This is a genomic window from Ideonella sp. B508-1 (assembly GCF_000333615.1).
Lineage (GTDB): Bacteria > Pseudomonadota > Gammaproteobacteria > Burkholderiales > Burkholderiaceae_C > Ideonella.
In genome coordinates, this window is record NZ_BADL01000163.1 from 1 (window position 1) to 14,809 (window position 14,809).

The 14,809-nt window shown below is 70.5% G+C and carries 15 protein-coding genes and 1 pseudogene; 3 read left to right on the forward strand and 13 right to left on the reverse strand.

Features of this window, described 5'->3' with window-relative positions; genetic code table 11:
• Positions 1–76 precede the first annotated feature (76 nt).
• Positions 77–214: pseudogene (locus I73_RS32465) on the forward strand (IS5/IS1182 family transposase); the annotation flags it as partial.
• Here I73_RS32465 and I73_RS33125 read toward each other — a convergent pair.
• From I73_RS33125 to I73_RS07625, 8 genes are read right to left on the reverse strand one after another with little or no spacing between them, the layout of a single operon-like run.
• Positions 194–337, reverse strand: coding sequence for a hypothetical protein (locus tag I73_RS33125; protein WP_159105862.1), 144 nt, complete (start codon positions 335–337; stop codon positions 194–196). The pseudogene I73_RS32465 and the gene I73_RS33125 overlap by 21 nt on opposite strands.
• Positions 334–1,422 (reverse strand): glycosyltransferase, encoded by a 1,089-nt coding sequence (locus tag I73_RS07595; protein ID WP_022980066.1) that lies wholly within the window; start codon positions 1,420–1,422, stop codon positions 334–336. Before I73_RS07595 ends, I73_RS33125 begins: the two co-directional genes overlap by 4 nt.
• Positions 1,423–1,424: 2 nt before the next feature.
• Entirely contained in the window at positions 1,425–2,021 is a 597-nt protein-coding gene (locus I73_RS07600) for an acyltransferase (protein ID WP_026096435.1), read from the reverse strand.
• Between the two features lie 5 nt (positions 2,022–2,026).
• Positions 2,027–3,286, reverse strand: coding sequence for a lipopolysaccharide biosynthesis protein (locus I73_RS07605; RefSeq protein ID WP_022980068.1), 1,260 nt, complete (start codon positions 3,284–3,286; stop codon positions 2,027–2,029).
• 17 nt (positions 3,287–3,303) lie between these two features.
• Positions 3,304–4,404, reverse strand: a complete 1,101-nt coding sequence (locus I73_RS07610; protein WP_022980069.1) for a DegT/DnrJ/EryC1/StrS aminotransferase family protein — start codon at positions 4,402–4,404, stop codon at positions 3,304–3,306.
• Positions 4,405–4,406: 2 nt separating this feature from the next.
• The gene (locus I73_RS07615; RefSeq protein WP_026096437.1) at positions 4,407–4,988 is read right to left on the reverse strand and encodes an acyltransferase; all 582 of its coding nucleotides are present in this window, start codon (positions 4,986–4,988) and stop codon (positions 4,407–4,409) included.
• 9 nt (positions 4,989–4,997) lie between these two features.
• Complete coding sequence (locus tag I73_RS07620) at positions 4,998–5,948, reverse strand: Gfo/Idh/MocA family protein (RefSeq protein ID WP_022980070.1); 951 nt, start codon at positions 5,946–5,948, stop codon at positions 4,998–5,000.
• Between the two features lie 16 nt (positions 5,949–5,964).
• On the reverse strand, positions 5,965–7,248 hold the full coding sequence (locus tag I73_RS07625; protein WP_022980071.1) for a nucleotide sugar dehydrogenase: 1,284 nt from the start codon (positions 7,246–7,248) through the stop codon (positions 5,965–5,967).
• Between the two features lie 169 nt (positions 7,249–7,417).
• Between I73_RS07625 and lysS the strand changes: the two genes are divergently transcribed.
• Together lysS and I73_RS07635 are read left to right on the forward strand one after the other, a co-directional pair.
• Positions 7,418–8,935, forward strand: a complete 1,518-nt coding sequence (gene lysS, locus I73_RS07630) for a lysine--tRNA ligase (RefSeq protein WP_022980072.1) — start codon at positions 7,418–7,420, stop codon at positions 8,933–8,935.
• 101 nt (positions 8,936–9,036) lie between these two features.
• The gene (locus I73_RS07635) at positions 9,037–9,621 is read left to right on the forward strand and encodes a pyridoxamine 5'-phosphate oxidase family protein (RefSeq protein ID WP_022980073.1); all 585 of its coding nucleotides are present in this window, start codon (positions 9,037–9,039) and stop codon (positions 9,619–9,621) included.
• A gap of 31 nt (positions 9,622–9,652) precedes the next feature.
• Here I73_RS07635 and I73_RS26675 read toward each other — a convergent pair whose 3' ends face one another.
• From I73_RS26675 to I73_RS07660, 5 genes are all read right to left on the reverse strand, one after another.
• Positions 9,653–10,255 (reverse strand): protein phosphatase CheZ, encoded by a 603-nt coding sequence (locus I73_RS26675; RefSeq protein WP_022980074.1) that lies wholly within the window; start codon positions 10,253–10,255, stop codon positions 9,653–9,655.
• A 100-nt stretch (positions 10,256–10,355) separates the two neighbouring features.
• Positions 10,356–11,144: an enoyl-CoA hydratase gene (locus tag I73_RS07645; RefSeq protein ID WP_022980075.1), complete on the reverse strand. Its 789-nt coding sequence runs from the start codon at positions 11,142–11,144 to the stop codon at positions 10,356–10,358.
• Positions 11,145–11,195: 51 nt separating this feature from the next.
• The gene (locus I73_RS07650; RefSeq protein ID WP_022980076.1) at positions 11,196–12,260 is read right to left on the reverse strand and encodes a DUF3108 domain-containing protein; all 1,065 of its coding nucleotides are present in this window, start codon (positions 12,258–12,260) and stop codon (positions 11,196–11,198) included.
• A gap of 79 nt (positions 12,261–12,339) precedes the next feature.
• Positions 12,340–14,070, reverse strand: coding sequence for a M61 family metallopeptidase (locus tag I73_RS07655; protein WP_022980077.1), 1,731 nt, complete (start codon positions 14,068–14,070; stop codon positions 12,340–12,342).
• A 31-nt stretch (positions 14,071–14,101) separates the two neighbouring features.
• Positions 14,102–14,578: a DUF3429 domain-containing protein gene (locus tag I73_RS07660; protein WP_022980078.1), complete on the reverse strand. Its 477-nt coding sequence runs from the start codon at positions 14,576–14,578 to the stop codon at positions 14,102–14,104.
• Between the last annotated feature and the right edge of the window lie 231 nt (positions 14,579–14,809).

Here is a 14,809-nt window from a genome sequence, read left to right on the forward strand (position 1 = left end):
ATCGATCGCAAATTTCTTCATTCATGCTAAATCCATAAAAAGCTTATAAATTTTGATCCGGTCGGTGAATATACAACGCGTGGTCGAACGCCATTTTGGCCACGTCAAGGTGCGCTACCGCGGCCTGGCCAATAATACGGCGCAATTCCATATGCTGTTTGCACTGGCTAATTCGTGGATAGTGCGCCGCAAACTACTGGGAGCGGCGGCATGAGTGCGTCCGCAGCTCAGCATGACTGCCTCGGTTGCAGCCGAATCGAGGGGCCAGGTAGTAGGGCCGGTACTCCATGCCCAGCGCGGGCGTGCCGGCGTAGTGGTTCAGGTAGAGGATGTTCATGCGCGTGTGGCGCCACCAAGTTGTTCGAGCCGCTGCACATAGGCCTGCACGCTGGCCGGGAACAGGGCGTGCAGCCCCACCCACTCCTGCAAGTCCGCCCCCACCGCATCGGCGTGGGCCGCCAGCGGAGCCAGGCGGGCCCGTGTGGGCAACTCGCCCTCGGCCAGGATGAGCCCATTGCGGCCGTCGTCCACCAGCTCACGGTTGGCCGGCAGGTCCGACAGGATGGGAATGCAGCCGTGGCCCATGGCCTCCAGCACCGAGACGGAGACCGAGTCGCTGGCCGGCAGGCTCAGGTACCAGCGGGCGCAGGCGTAGCAGCCGGCCTGGGTCGCGGCATCCAGCCGGCCGACGAACTGCACCTTGCCGGCCAGGTCAGGTTGGGCCGCGCGGGCTTCCAGCGCCGGGCGCAGCGCGCCGTCGTGGGCCACCACCAGCCGGGGGGCCGGCCATGCTTCGGGCCAGTCGCGGGCGATGGCGGCAAAGGCATCCAGCACCCGCTCGGGCCGGTAGAGCGCTTCCAAGGCCCGGTTGGCGAAGAACAGGGCATCGTCCTTGTGCTCGGGCCAGGGCGGCAAGGCCTCCAGGCCGAAGGGAAAGGTCATCACCTCGCGTGCGCCCAGGGCCCGCATGCGCTCGGCCATGTGGCGCGAGTCGCTGGTGGTCAGCGCACAGGCCTGCAGCACGCGGCGGGTCAGCCAGCGCATCAGCGGGCTCTTGTCGGGCGTCAGCAGGATGTCCGAGCCCCAGGCCGAGCCGGCGATGCGTGCCTTCACGCCACCGAAGCGCACCGCCAGCCAGGCCAGCGTGCCGTGCGAGGTCAGGTAGTGCGGCGCCAGCCAGTCCGGCTGCGCGGCCTTGAGCCAGCGCACCACCGTGGGCAGCGCCCGCAGCAGACCGGCATTGCCGCCCTCGAAGCGCGGCGTGGTGCCCAGGGCCAGCCGGCGCTCGGGCGGCACCAGGGCGTCGAAGCCAGCGTCGAAACCGCGGCTGGAGATCGCCCACAACTCCACCCGGGGTGCCAGCGCACGCGCCCACTTGAGCAGGTGCGGGCTCTGCCCGTCACCAATCAGCACCAGGCGCACGCTCAGTCCTCGTCCAGCGGGCCGGCCCAGGCCTCGTACAGCGGCAACAGTTCGGGGTAGCGCTGCAGCAGCTTGCGGTCGGCGCGGCGGCTGTCACCCACCACGCGGGCCGGCCGGCCCTCCAGGATGACGAAATCCGGGTATTCGCCGCGCACGAAGCTGCCGGCGCACACCAGCGTGCCCTTGCCCAGCCTGGTGTTGGCCTCGATCAGCGAATGCGGGCCGATGAAACTGTAGGGGCCGATCTCCACCGGCCCGGCCACCCAGCCCGGCCGCTCGGCAAAGCCCGAGGACGGCCAACGCACGAAGCCCTCGCCCAGCAGCCGCGCCGCGCGGTGTGAACTGTGGGTGACGATGCTGCAGTGGCTGGTGATCTGCACACCCTCTCCCAGCGTGATGCCGCCGCTGCACTCCAGGTAATTGAACGGGCCGATGTAGACATGGTCGGCCAGCACCAGCTTGTCCTCCTGCTCGATGCAGGCGGCCGGCGAGATGCGGGTGTGCGGCAGGTCCCGCCCCTGCGAACGCTCGCCGAAGACGATGCGGTAGAGCAGCGCGCGCACCCAGCGGCGACGCCAGCGGTTGAAGGTGGATCTCAGCCAGTTCACGGTGCGCGATTGTCCTCTGCCTCGCCCATGACCGGCCACGTGGCCAGGGCCCAGAAGTAGTAGCCGAAATAGCCGGCCATGGCCGCCGAGACCGCCCAGCCGGCCCCCTGCAGACCGCCCCAGTGCAGGCCTGCCGCCAGGGCGGCCACGAAGGCCACCTGGCCGACCACCGCCAGGCGCAGCGCCCAGGCCTGGGCCTGCCAGGCCATGGTCACCACCGCCAGCGGCGCAGCCACGAAGTGCAGGCCAATGTAGAGGGCCAGGGCGCGGGCCAGCTCGCCCGCGGCCCGCCAGGGCTCGCCGAACAGCGCGGCAAAGGCCCAGGGCGCCAGCCCCCAGAGCCCGGCCACCAGCGCCAGCGCCAGCACGGCCAGCGCCGCCATCACCCGGCGCAGGGCCTGGCGGGCGGCCGGCGTGGGCCGCGCCCCGGCCGCGGCCAGCTTGGGATAGAGCGCCTGCGACACCGCACTGCCCACCAGGGTGGCCGGCGCCTTCAGGTAGCGCAGCGACAGGCCCCAGAAGCCGGCCGCCGCCGGCCCCAGGCTGGCCGCGATCAGGGCGACGCTGGCCGTGTCCTGCAGCGCGCCCAGGAAGGCATGCGGCGTGTTGAGCAGCGGGAACTGCCGGTGCCGGCGCGCCACCGCGGCCAACGTTCCCCAGCGCAGGCCGGCGCTCCCCATCGGCAGGCGCAGCGCCAGCGTGGCGAGCAGGGTGGCCGCGATGGGCGCCACCACCAGGCCGGTCACGCCCCAGCCCAACGCCCCCGCAGCCGCCTGGGCCAGGGCCGCGCCGCCGTACTGCAGCACCCGGGACGCGGCCAGGGCGCTGAAGCGCTGCTCGCGCGTGGCCCACAGCGTGGCCAGCGACACCAGCCCGGCGCTGGCCACCGCCAGCGGCAGCCAGACCACCCAGTGCTCGCGGCTCCAGGCCCACCAGCCGGCCGCGCCCAGCGCGCTGGCCAGCGTCACCAGGGCCGCGATGCGCAGCGCCAGCACCCGCAGGGCCTGGGCCTCGTCCGCATCGGCCGCCAGTGGCAGGGCGAACTCGTAGCGCGCGCAGGCCACCACCGCCAAGTTGGCGGCCACCGCGGCGAACAGGTGGTAGTGGCCGAAATCGGCCGGCGAGAACAGGCGCGTGAGCAGCGGCCCCAGCAGCAGCGGCAGGGCCTGGGCCAGCGCGCCACCGGCCACCAGCGTCAGGCTGGCGCGCACCAGCCCCTGCAAGGGCGAGCGGTGGTCCGGCGGGGCTGACGCCATGGATGCCGCAGCGGGCCTCAGCCGCGCCGGCCCACGGCCGCGGCCAGCGCCGCCACCACGCGGTCCTGGTCGGCCTCGCCCAGGTCGGGGCTCATCGGCAGGCTCATCACCTGCTGGGCCAGTTGCTCGGCCACCGGGCAGCCGCCCGCGGGCGCGAAACGCTCGTAGGCCAGTTGCTGGTGCAGCGGGCGCGGGTAGTGCACAGCCGTGGGAATGCCCACCGCCTTCAGCGCGGCCTGCACGGCCGGCCGGTCCGGCACGGTCACGGTGTACTGGCCCCAGACGCTGTCGCGGCCCTCGCGCACGGTCAGCAGACCCACGTTCACATCGGCCAGCAGCGCGTGGTAGCGCGCGCCCAGCTCGCGGCGGCGCTGCAGCTCCCAGTCCAGCCGGGGCAGCTTGGCCAGCAACACCGCGCACTGGATCGTGTCCATGCGCCCGCCCACGCCCACGCGGGTGTGGGTGTAGCGCGCACTCTGGCCGTGCACGCGGATCTCCCGCGCGGCCTGGGCCAGGCGGGCGTCGTCGGTGAACAGCGCGCCACCATCGCCATAACACCCCAGCGGCTTGCTGGGGAAGAAGCTGGTGCAACCGAGGGTCGAGACGCCACAGCTGGCCCGCCCTTGATACGACGCACCGAAGCTCTGAGCGGCGTCCTCGATCACCGGCAGGCCGTGGCGCGCCGCGATGGCGTTGATCGCGTCCATGTCCGGCACCTGGCCGTACAGGCTCACCGGCATCACGGCCCGGGTGCGGGGCGTGATGGCCGCCTCGATCCGCCCGGCGTCGATCAGGCCGGTGTCGGGCTCGACGTCGACGAAGACCGGCACCCCGCCCAGCAGCGCGATCACCTCCGCCGTGGCGGCGAAGGTGAAGGGGCTGGTGATGACCTCGTCGCCGGGCTGCAGGTCCAGGGCCATCAGCGCGATCAGCAGAGCCTCGGTGCCGCTGGCCACGGTGACGCAGTGGCCCACGCCCACACGGGCGGCCAGGGCCGTCTCCAGCTGGGCCACTTCCGGCCCCATGATGTACTGACCGTGGTCCAGCACCTGCTGGATGGCGGCGTCGATGTCCGCCTTGAGCACGGCGTACTGCGCCTTCAGATCGATGAATTGCATGGTCAAAGGGCCTCCAAGCGACCGCCTTGCAGGCGGTAGCGCTCACCGGTGGCCGGGCAGGCGGCTTCCATGTCAGCGGCCTCGTCCACCGGCAGCGCCAGCTTCTCGCCGTGGCGGCTCATCCAGCCGGTCTGGCGGGCCGGCACGCCGGTCATCAGCGCATAGGGCTTCACGTCCTTGGTGACCACCGCACCGGCGCCGATGAAGGCGTATTCACCCACCGTGGCGCCGCAGACGAGGGTGCAGTTGGCGCCCAGGGTGGCGCCCCGCTGGACCACCGTGCGGCGGTATTCGTGCTTGCGGGGCACGGCCGAGCGCGGGTTGAAGACGTTGGTGAACACCGCGCTGGGGCCGACGAAGACATCGTCCTCCAGCGTCACCGCGTCATAGACCGAGACGTTGTTCTGGATGCGCACGCCCGCGCCGATCACCACGTCGTTGGCGACGAAGACGTTCTGCCCCAGCGAGCAGCGCGGCCCGATGCGGGCGCCGGCGCAGACATGGCTGAAGTGCCAGACGGCCGTGCCCTCGCCCAGCTGCGCGCCTTCGTCGACGATGGCGCTGGGGTGGATGGTGACGCTCATGGCGGGGCCTCAGGCCAGCTGCTGCAGGAAGGGGTGACCCAGGCTGCCCGCCGGCTGGGCCGCGGCCGAGCGGATGACGTCGACCGTCTCCACGCAGTGGCGCGCATCGGCCAGGCCGTAGCCGCGGCCGGCCAGGATCTCGCGGTAGCTCACCGTGTGCAGGTCGGTGAAGCCTTCGGAGAACTCCAGCTGCTCACCCGAGATGTCGATGCTGCGGAAGGTGGGCTTCTGGCCCTTCACCTCGGCCGGCAGGTCGTTGGCGTCGATGGACAGGAACCAGCGCACCCGGGCGCGTTCGTACTCCAGGTAGCCGGCGGCCTTGGCCTCGCCGTTGTGGTGGACCACATTGGCCTGCAACTTCCCGAAGATGAAGTGCAGCATGTCGAAGAAGTGCACGCCGATGTTGGTGGCCACGCCGAAACTCTTGCGCGGGTCGCCCTTCCAGCTCTCGGCGTACCACTTGCCGCGCGAGGTGATGTAGGTCAGCGTGACGTCGAACTTGGTGTCGGCCGGGGCAGCCGCCACCTTCTCGCGCAGCTTCAGGATGGCGTCGTGGTGGCGCAGCTGCAGGATGTTGTAGACCCGGTGGCCGGTCTCCTGCTCCACCCGGGCCAGCTCGTCCAGCAGGGCGGGCGTGGGCACCAGCGGCTTTTCGCAGATCACGTCGGTGCCCAGGCGCAGGCCGGCGGCGATGTGCGGGTGGTGCAGGTGGTTGGGCGAGCAGACGGCCACGATGTCCAGCGCACGGGCCGGGTCGCGGCGCAGCACCTGGGCATGCTCGTAGAAGCGCTCGAACTGGGTGAAAAACTCGGCCTGCGGGTGCAGGCTGTCGATGATGCCCACCGAGTCGTTGATGTCGTAGGCCACGGCCAGGGTGTGGCCCAGGTCCTTGATGGCCCGCATGTGGCGCGGGGCGATGTAGCCGGCGGCGCCGATCAGGGCGAAGTTTTGGGTGCTCATGTCGGGGCTCAGGCCGTCACAGACGGAAGACGGTGGCGCCGGCCGCGGCCAGGGCCTCGCGGTCGAACAGGGACTTGACGTCGGCGATCACGGGCCGGTCGCCCTTCACCAGCGCACGCAGCTGTTCGGGCATCAGGGCGCGGTACTCACGGTGCGCAACAGCCACCACCAGGGCGTCGAAGGGGGCTTCGTCCTCCAGCCGGGCCAGGGTGATGCCGCATTCGTGCCGCACCTCGTCGGCGTCGGCCCAGGGGTCCACCACCACCACGGTGGTGCCGTGGTCCTGCAGCTCGCGCACCAGGTCCACCACCTTGGAATTGCGGATGTCCGGGCAGTTCTCCTTGAAGGTGATGCCCAGCACGCCGATGCGGCAGCGCGGCACGTCCAGCCCGTTCTTGAGCATCAGCTTGACGGTGTTGCGCGCCACGTAGCGGCCCATGTTGTCGTTGATGCGCCGCCCCGCCAGGATGACCTGCGGGATGTAGCCGTGCTGCTCGGCCTTGTAGGTCAGGTAGTACGGGTCCACGCCGATGCAGTGGCCGCCCACCAGGCCGGGCCGGAAGGGCAGGAAGTTCCACTTGCTGCCGGCGGCGGCCAGCACCTCGGCGGTGTCGATGCCCATGCGGGCGAACAGCACCGACAGCTCGTTCATCAGCGCGATGTTGAGGTCGCGCTGGGTGTTCTCGATCACCTTGGCGGCCTCGGCCACCTTGATGCTGCTGGCCCGGTGCACGCCGGCGGTCACCACCGAGGCATAGACCTCGGCCACCGTCTCCAGCGTGGCGGCGTCGCAGCCCGAGACGATCTTGCGGATGGTGGTGAAGGTGTGCTCGCGGTCGCCCGGGTTGATGCGCTCGGGGCTGTAGCCGCAGAAGAAGTCCACGCCGTGCTTCAGGCCGGAGACCTGCTCCAGCACCGGCACGCAGTCTTCCTCGGTGGCGCCGGGGTAGACGGTGGATTCGTAGACGACGATGTCGCCCTTCTTGAGCGCCTGGCCGACGCTGCGCGAAGCCGAGATCAGCGGCGTCAGGTCGGGCTTGTTGGCCTGGTCCACCGGCGTGGGCACGGCGACGATGAAGAAGTCGCTGCGGCGCAGGTCGGCCACCTGGTCGGTGTAGAGGATGTCGGCCGCGGCCAGGTCGGCGTCGGCGACCTCGCCGGTGCGGTCATGACCGGCCTTCAGCTCGGCGACGCGGGTGGGGTTGATGTCGAAACCGACGATGCGGTGCTGGCGGCCGAAGGCCACGGCCACCGGCAGGCCAACGTAGCCCAGGCCGACAACGGCAATGTGACGATGCATGGACGAGCACCCCGGCGCACAGGCCCTGCGGCCGGTCGGGGCAGCGATCAAAACCGCCAATTTTAGGCGCCGGGCCGGGCGCCCCGATGGCACCACGGCCTAAAATGGAGGGCTTGCCGCCGGAAAACCCACACTCCCGGCCCCTCCACCACCGCAACCCCTTGCGCCCATGAGCACCGACATCTCCCTGCCCTCGCCCGACGACAACCAGCTGATCGCGGAGCGTCGCGAGAAACTGGCCGAGCTGCGCGCCACGGCCAAAGAGGCGGGGCAGGCGGTGTTCCCCAATGATTTCAAGCCCCAGCAGCGCGCCGCCGCCCTGCACCACCAGCACGATGGCGCCGAGGCCGAGGCCCTGGAAGCCCAGGGCGTGACCGTCAGCGTGGCCGGCCGCATGATGCTCAAGCGCGTCATGGGCAAGGCCTGCTTCGCCACCCTGCAAGACGCCACCGGCCGCATCCAGCTCTACATCACCCAGGACATGGTGGGCGCCGAGACCCTGGCCGCCTTCAAGCGCTGGGACCTGGGCGACATCCTGGGCTGCGAAGGCACGCTGTTCAAGACCAAGACCGGCGAGCTGTCGGTCAAGGCCAGCTCGGTGCGCCTGCTGACCAAGAGCCTGCGCCCGCTGCCGGACAAGTTCCACGGCATGACCGACCAGGAGCAGAAGTACCGCCAGCGCTATGTCGACCTGATGATGGACGAGGAAGCCAAGAAGCGCTTCATCGCCCGCAGCAAGGGCGTGGCCTCGATCCGCAACTTCATGGTCGAGCACGGCTTCCTGGAAGTGGAAACGCCGATGCTGCACCCGATTCCCGGCGGCGCCAACGCCAAGCCCTTCGTCACCCACCACAACGCGCTGGACCAGGAGATGTTCCTGCGCATCGCGCCCGAGCTGTACCTCAAGCGCCTGGTGGTGGGCGGCTTCGAGCGGGTGTTCGAGATCAACCGCAACTTCCGCAACGAAGGCATCAGCGTCCGGCACAACCCGGAATTCACGATGATGGAGTTCTATGCGGCCTACTGGAACCACCACGACCTGATGGACTTCACCGAGGCCCTGCTGCGCCACGCCGCACGCGCGGCCACCGGCTCGGCCCGCCTGACCTACGCCGAGAAGGAAGTCCACCTGGACGAGCCCTTCGCCCGCCTGTCGGTGCGCGACTCGCTGGTGAAGTACGCCGGCCTGAGCGAGGCCGAGGCCGATTCGGCCGAGGCCGTGCACGCCAAGCTCAAGGAGCTGGGCGAGGAGCCGCCCAAGCACTGGGGTCTGGCCCAGCTGCAGTTCGGCCTGTTCGAGGCCGCGGTGGAAGAGCAGCTCTGGCAGCCCACCTTCATCATCGACTACCCCGTCGAGGTCAGCCCGCTGGCCCGCGCCAGCGACGCCAACCCGGCCATCACCGAGCGCTTCGAGCTGTTCATCACCGGCCGCGAGTTCGGCAACGGCTTCTCCGAGCTGAACGACGCCGAGGACCAGGCCGCCCGCTTCCAGGCCCAGGTGGCCAACAAGGAAGCCGGCGACGACGAGGCCATGTACTACGACGCCGATTTCATCCGCGCGCTGGAGTACGGCATGCCCCCGACCGGCGGCTGCGGCATCGGCATCGACCGCCTGATGATGCTGCTGACCGATTCGCCCAGCATCCGCGACGTGATCCTCTTCCCGGCGCTGCGCCGGGAAGTCTGAGACGCCGGCCCTGCGCCGGAAGGTCTGGCGGCCCTGCCCCCGCGCCCCGGGGGCGGGCAAATCCCGTGGGCGGCACTGCGCCGTTCTGACACACTGGCGGCATGTCCGCCGCCCTGGCCGCCCCTGTCAGCGCACCATCCGCCGCGCCTGTGAGCACCACGCTGCACCAGCAGCTGTGGCGTGAGCTGGCTCTGGCCGCCGAGCTGCGCGGCCATCCCTGGCGCACCCCCAGCCTGGCCACCGTCTCAGCCGACGGTCTGCCCGATGCCCGCACTGTGGTGCTGCGCGAGGTCGATCCCGACCAGGAGCACCTGGTCTTCTTCACCGACGCGCGCTCCCCCAAGGTGGGCCAGCTCAGGGCCCAGCCCCGCGGGGTGCTGGTGATGTGGTCGCCCGAGCTGAGCTGGCAGCTGCGCATCCAGGTGGAATGCCGCGTGCAGGCCAGCGGCCTGGCGGTCTCTTCGCGTTGGGCGCGGCTGCGTTCCACGCCCGCCGCCCAGGATTACCTGGCGCCGCTGCCGCCGGGCAGCCCCACCGACGCAGCCCCCAGCGGCCTGGCCGCGCGCGAGCATTTCGCGGTGGTGCAGGCCCAGGTGCTGGAAATGGATTGGCTGGAACTGGGCGACACGGGCCATCGGCGTGCCCGCCTGATCGCCGGTCAGCCGCCGGTCTGGTTGCAGCCCTGAACCGGTCTGACGGGCCCTTGCGCCCTCGCGCTCAGAAGCCCAGCGAAGCCAGCAGGTCGTCCACGTCTTCCTGCTGCATGGCCCGGTCGGGCACCTGGACGCCCTCGAGCTGATGACCATCCTCGGTCGAGGTCTCTTCCACCCCGGCGGCCGGAAGCTCCTCCACCACGTGGCGCAGCTCGGCCTCGGCCCGCAGCAGGATGTCGGTGACCTTCTTGATCACCTGGCCCGACAGGTCCTGGAAGTCCTGGGCCAGCAGGATGGTGGTCAGGTGCTCGTTCTGCTGGCGGGCAAAATCGGTGGTGCTGGCCACGTAATCGGCACACATGCGCATCAGCGCACGTGCGCGGGCCACATCCATCTCGGGGGATTCCGCCTGGCGGCGCATCACCTCGACCAGCTCGTCACCCCGGCTGATCAGCTTCTCGCACAGGGGTTTGGCCTCGTCGACCGACTCGAGCACGCGGTTGGCGGCGCGCTCGGTCATCTTGCCAACGTACTCCAGCCGCTCGCAGGCGTCCGGCATTTCCAGGCTGACCTGCCGAAGTTCCGCGGCCACCCGAGGGCGTGCGGCCGCGGCGGCGGCGGAAGGGGTCAGGCTGGGGTTTTCCAGGGTGTCTTGGGCGGCCGGCATGGCTGGTATCTTCCAGGTCTCGGTCTCTGTTGAGGTCAGTTATCGACCACACCCGGCCTGAATTGAGGGGGTCGTGTGCCGACCACCCCCGGGCGACCCCTCAACGGTGACGGAATACCGGCTTGCGCTTCTCCAGGAAGGCGCCCATGCCCTCGCGCTGATCCTCGGTGCCGAACAGCGACTGGAACATGTGGCGCTCGGTGCGCACCCCGGTGGACAGGCCGCTCTCGTAGGCCTCATTCACGCATTCCTTGATCATCATGAGGCTGGGGCCGGAGAGCTCGTTGATCTGGGCGGCCACGGCCAGGGCTTCGTCCAGCAGGCTGGCCGCCGGCACCACGCGGGCCACCAGGCCGGCCCGCTCGGCTTCCTCGGCGCCCATCATGCGGCCGGTCAGCAGCAGCTCCATGGCCTTGGCCTTGCCCACCGCGCGCGGCAGGCGCTGGGTGCCACCGGCCCCGGGGATGGTGCCCAGCTTGATCTCGGGCTGGCCGAACTTGGCGGTGTCGGCAGCCAGGATGATGTCGCACATCATGGCCAGCTCGTTGCCACCGCCCAGCGCAAAGCCGGCCACCGCGGCGATCACCGGCTTGCGCACCTGGCGGATGGTCTCCCAGTTGCGGGTGATGAAGCCGCCCGTGTAGGCCTCCATGTAGCCCAGGGTGGCCATGGCGGCGATGTCCGCGCCCGCCGCAAAGGCCTTCTCGCTGCCGGTGATGACGATGCAGCCGATGCCCTCGTCGGCCTCGAAGGCCAGCAGCGCCGCGCCCAGTTCGTCCATCAGCTGCCCGTTCAGCGCATTGAGCTGCTTGGGCCGGTTCAGGGTGATCAGGCCGGTCTTGCGCGCGCCCTCGCCCCGGACCTCGGTCAGGATGCATTCATAGCTCATGGTGTCGTCCTCTCGGTTTTTTTGGGGAATGATGAACCGACTATATGACGCTCAATGCGCGGCCTGCAGGGGCGCGCCGTCCAGCACCATGTCCAGCATGGCCTCGTCGCGCCAATTCATCGTGATGCGCACCGGCAGGTACTGCAGGGTGGGGGCGATCCACATCTGCACCGCCACTTCGTTGGGCTTGAAGGTGCCCGGCAGGGGCTTGAGCGGGTAGGCCCACAGGGCGCCCACCTTGAGCGCCATCGGCTCGGGCGGCAGCACCTGGTAGCGCCAGCTGCCGACGCGCCGCGGCAGGGCCAGCGGAAAGGACACCTCCTGGCCCGGCTGAAGCCGCGCCGGGTGGGTCAGGAAGTACCAGGTGAGCTGCACGAACTGGCTGGCCGCGTCCTGCACCCCGGGCATCGTGGGCACTGTCTTGCCGTTGGCCAGGGTGATGGTGTCCCCGTCGAAGCGCACCGTCTCACGCTGGGTGCCCCGCAGGGGGATGTCGGTTTCCTGGTCGTAGCGGTGCGGCTTCAGGCCGTCCGGGGTCAGCTCGCCATCGCTGAGCATGCGCCGCTCCACCACGGCCCCCACACCCACGGTGACACGCACCTGGTAGTGGCTGTCCTGGCGCCGCCATTCGACCTTGGCCGAGCCTTCCACCGGCCCGCGGTAGCTCCCGCTGACGGTGTAGCTCAGCTGGGTGGACGGCGGCCAATCGAAGGCCAGGGCGGCACTGGCCGCCGAGGCCGGGCTGGCGGCAGCGGATGCCGCCGAGGCCGGCTCGGCCCCCTCCGCAGCGGGCACCTCGGGCTCCCGCTGCACCACATCCACCGGCCCGGGCGCCTCATCCGGCGGGGCCGAAGCGGCCGGCTCGGGCGCGGACGCCGGCACCTCCGGGGACGAGGCCGCCCGCCGGGGAGCCGCCGGAGCGGCGCGGCGGGGCCGGGGCGGCGCGGCGGCCGCCACCACCGGTGGCAGCGCGGGGGCCAGCGCCTGAACGAAGGCGACATCGATGGGCGCAGGAGGCTTGTCGGCAGACCCCGCCCCCAGGCGGCTCTGCCAGACCCGCTGGACCACCAGCAGGTGCAAGACGCTCACCAGGATGACCAGCAGGCCCAGCGCCACAGATCGCCGCCACGAGGACGGCCACCGACGCCGACTGCTGTCCCTCACCTGCTCTACCGGCGCATCAGTGAAAAGGGTCTCAGCGGCCCAGCCAGGCCTTGCGCAGGCCCAGGGCCTTGGCCGCCGGGCGCTCGCCCAGGGCCAGCGTCCAGACGTCGGCCACCACCGGCTCCGGGCGCAGCGTCAGGCTGCGCAGGCGCTGCTGGCGCACGAAGGTCAGCTCGAAGGGCGCCGGCTCGGGCGGCAGCCACTGCCGCGCATCGTCCAGCCGGCGGATGCGCCAGCCGTCCACCGCCAACAGCTCGTCCCCGGCCGACAGACCGGCACGGGCCGCCACGCTGCCGGCCAGCACCGACTTGACCTGCACGCCGGTCACCGGGCCTTCGCTGAGCTTGAGGCCCAGGGCGGTTGTCCAGGAGGGCGGCTCCTGGCCCACCTGGATGCCCGCGGCCGCCAGGGCCGGCGCCAGCGGCAGGTCGTCGTGGCCATGCACCCAGTCGCGCAGATCGGCCGCCAGCGCGGCGCCGCCCAGGCGCTCGACCGCGGCCAGCACGGCCGCCTCGCTCAGGCCGCTGGCCAGGCAGTCGGCCCACAACCCGCGCATCAGCTCGTCCAGCGAAGACCCGGCCTGGCGCAGCCGCAGGTCCAGCAGCAGGGCCACCAGGGAGCCCTTGGTGTAGTAGCTCACCGTGCTGTTGGGCGTGTTCTCGTCCTGGCGGTAGTACTTGACCCAGGCGTCGAAGCTGGCTTCGGCCACGCTCTGCACCTTGCGGCCCGGAGTGGCCATCACGCCGTTGAGGGTGCGGGCCAGCAGCTTGAGGTAGCGCGGCGCGTCCAGCAGGCCGGCGCGCACCAGCATCAGGTCATCGTAGTAGGAGGTGAAGCCCTCGAAGAACCACAGCAGCTCGGTGTAGTTCTCGCGGGTGTAGTCGTAGTGCAGGAACTCGGCGGGCTTGAGCCGCTTGACGTTCCAGGTGTGGAAGTACTCGTGGCTGATCAGCCCCAGCAGGGTCATGTAGCCCTCGGGCACGGGGCTGCCCATGCCCTGGCGCGGCAGATCGGCCCGCTTGGCGATCAGCGCGGTGCTGGCCCGGTGCTCCAGCCCGCCGTAGCCGTCCTCCACCGCATTGAGCATGAAGACGTAGCGGCCGAAGGGCGGCTTGCGCCGGCCATGCCAGAAGGCGATCTGGGCGGCGCAGATGCGCTGGGTGTCGGCCAGCAGGCGCTTGCCGTCAAAACCCGGCCAGGCCCCCGCCACCACGAACTCGTGCGGCACGCCGCCGGCCTCGAACTGGCCGCGCCAGAAGGTGCCCAGCTCGAAGGGATGGTCCACCAGCTCGTCGTAGTCGGCGCTCTGGTAGAGGTGCCGGCTGCCTTCCACTGCGGCCATGCCGGTGGCCACGTCCCAGCCCTTGGGCAGGCTGCCGATCTGCACCTGTTGGGGCGCATCCTCGCGGCCGTGCACCCGCAGGCACAGGCTGGTGGGGTTGAAGAAGCCGCGGCTGTCGTCCAGGAAGGCGGTGCGCACCGAGGTGTCGAAGGCATAGGCCTCGTAGCTCAGCACCAGGGCGGCACGCCCCTCGCAGCGCAGGCGCCAGCTGGTCTTGTCCAGTTGCTCGGGCAGGCGCTCCTGCTTGCCCTGGCGCGCCTGCAGGCGGCTGAGGTGGCGACCGAACTCGCGCACCATGTAGCTGCCCGGGATCCACACCGGCAGGCTGACGACGGTCTCGGCCGCCGGGGCCGGCACGGTCATCGTGACGCGGTAGCGGTGGGTGGCCACGTCGGCCACGTCGATGCGGAAGTGGATCATGCGCAGGTGGGGCGAGAAAGGGAGGGAGGCCTCAGGTGCCCGCGGCACCCAGGAAGCAGCACAGGGCGGCGATCACCGTCAAACGAAAGCGCAGGGTGAGCCAGGCGCTCATGCCCTTTTCCAGGTAGAGCCGGCGGTCCACCAGATAGCAGACCACCAGCATCACGCCCAGCACCACCAGCCCGGCATGGGCCGGCATGACCAGGGCCAGCCAGGCCACCAGTGGCGGCACCATGGCCCAGCCGAAGGCGCGCTGCCCGCTGGCATGCGAATCCATCGCCAGCCCCCAGTGAATGCCCCCCAGGAAGGCCACGATCAGCGCACCGTAGGCGGCCAGGCCCAGTGCCACCCAGGGCTGCAGGTCCGGGTAGACCAGCCACAGCAGCAGGGTGCCGACGATGAAGGGAATGAGCCCTGCATGGCCATACTGGCGCGCCCGCAGGGGAGGCTCTGCCGGCATCGGCGGCGCGACGTGGTGCACCACGCCGGAAGGATTGGTCGCGTTCATGAGCCGCCATTGTGGCGTCAGCGGCTGATCTTTGGCGGCGGTGTGACATCGCCGCCACCGCCGCGTGAGGCTTTTTCGAGGGGCGACCCCGCGCGGGGGCCGTCCGTTCAGGACTTCTGGCCGCTGGCCAGCTGCTTCTCGATCTGGTCACCGCCGATGGCACCCGGCACCCGGGTGCCGTTCTCGAACACCAGGGCCGGGGTGCCGTTGACCTGTACTTGCGGCTCATGC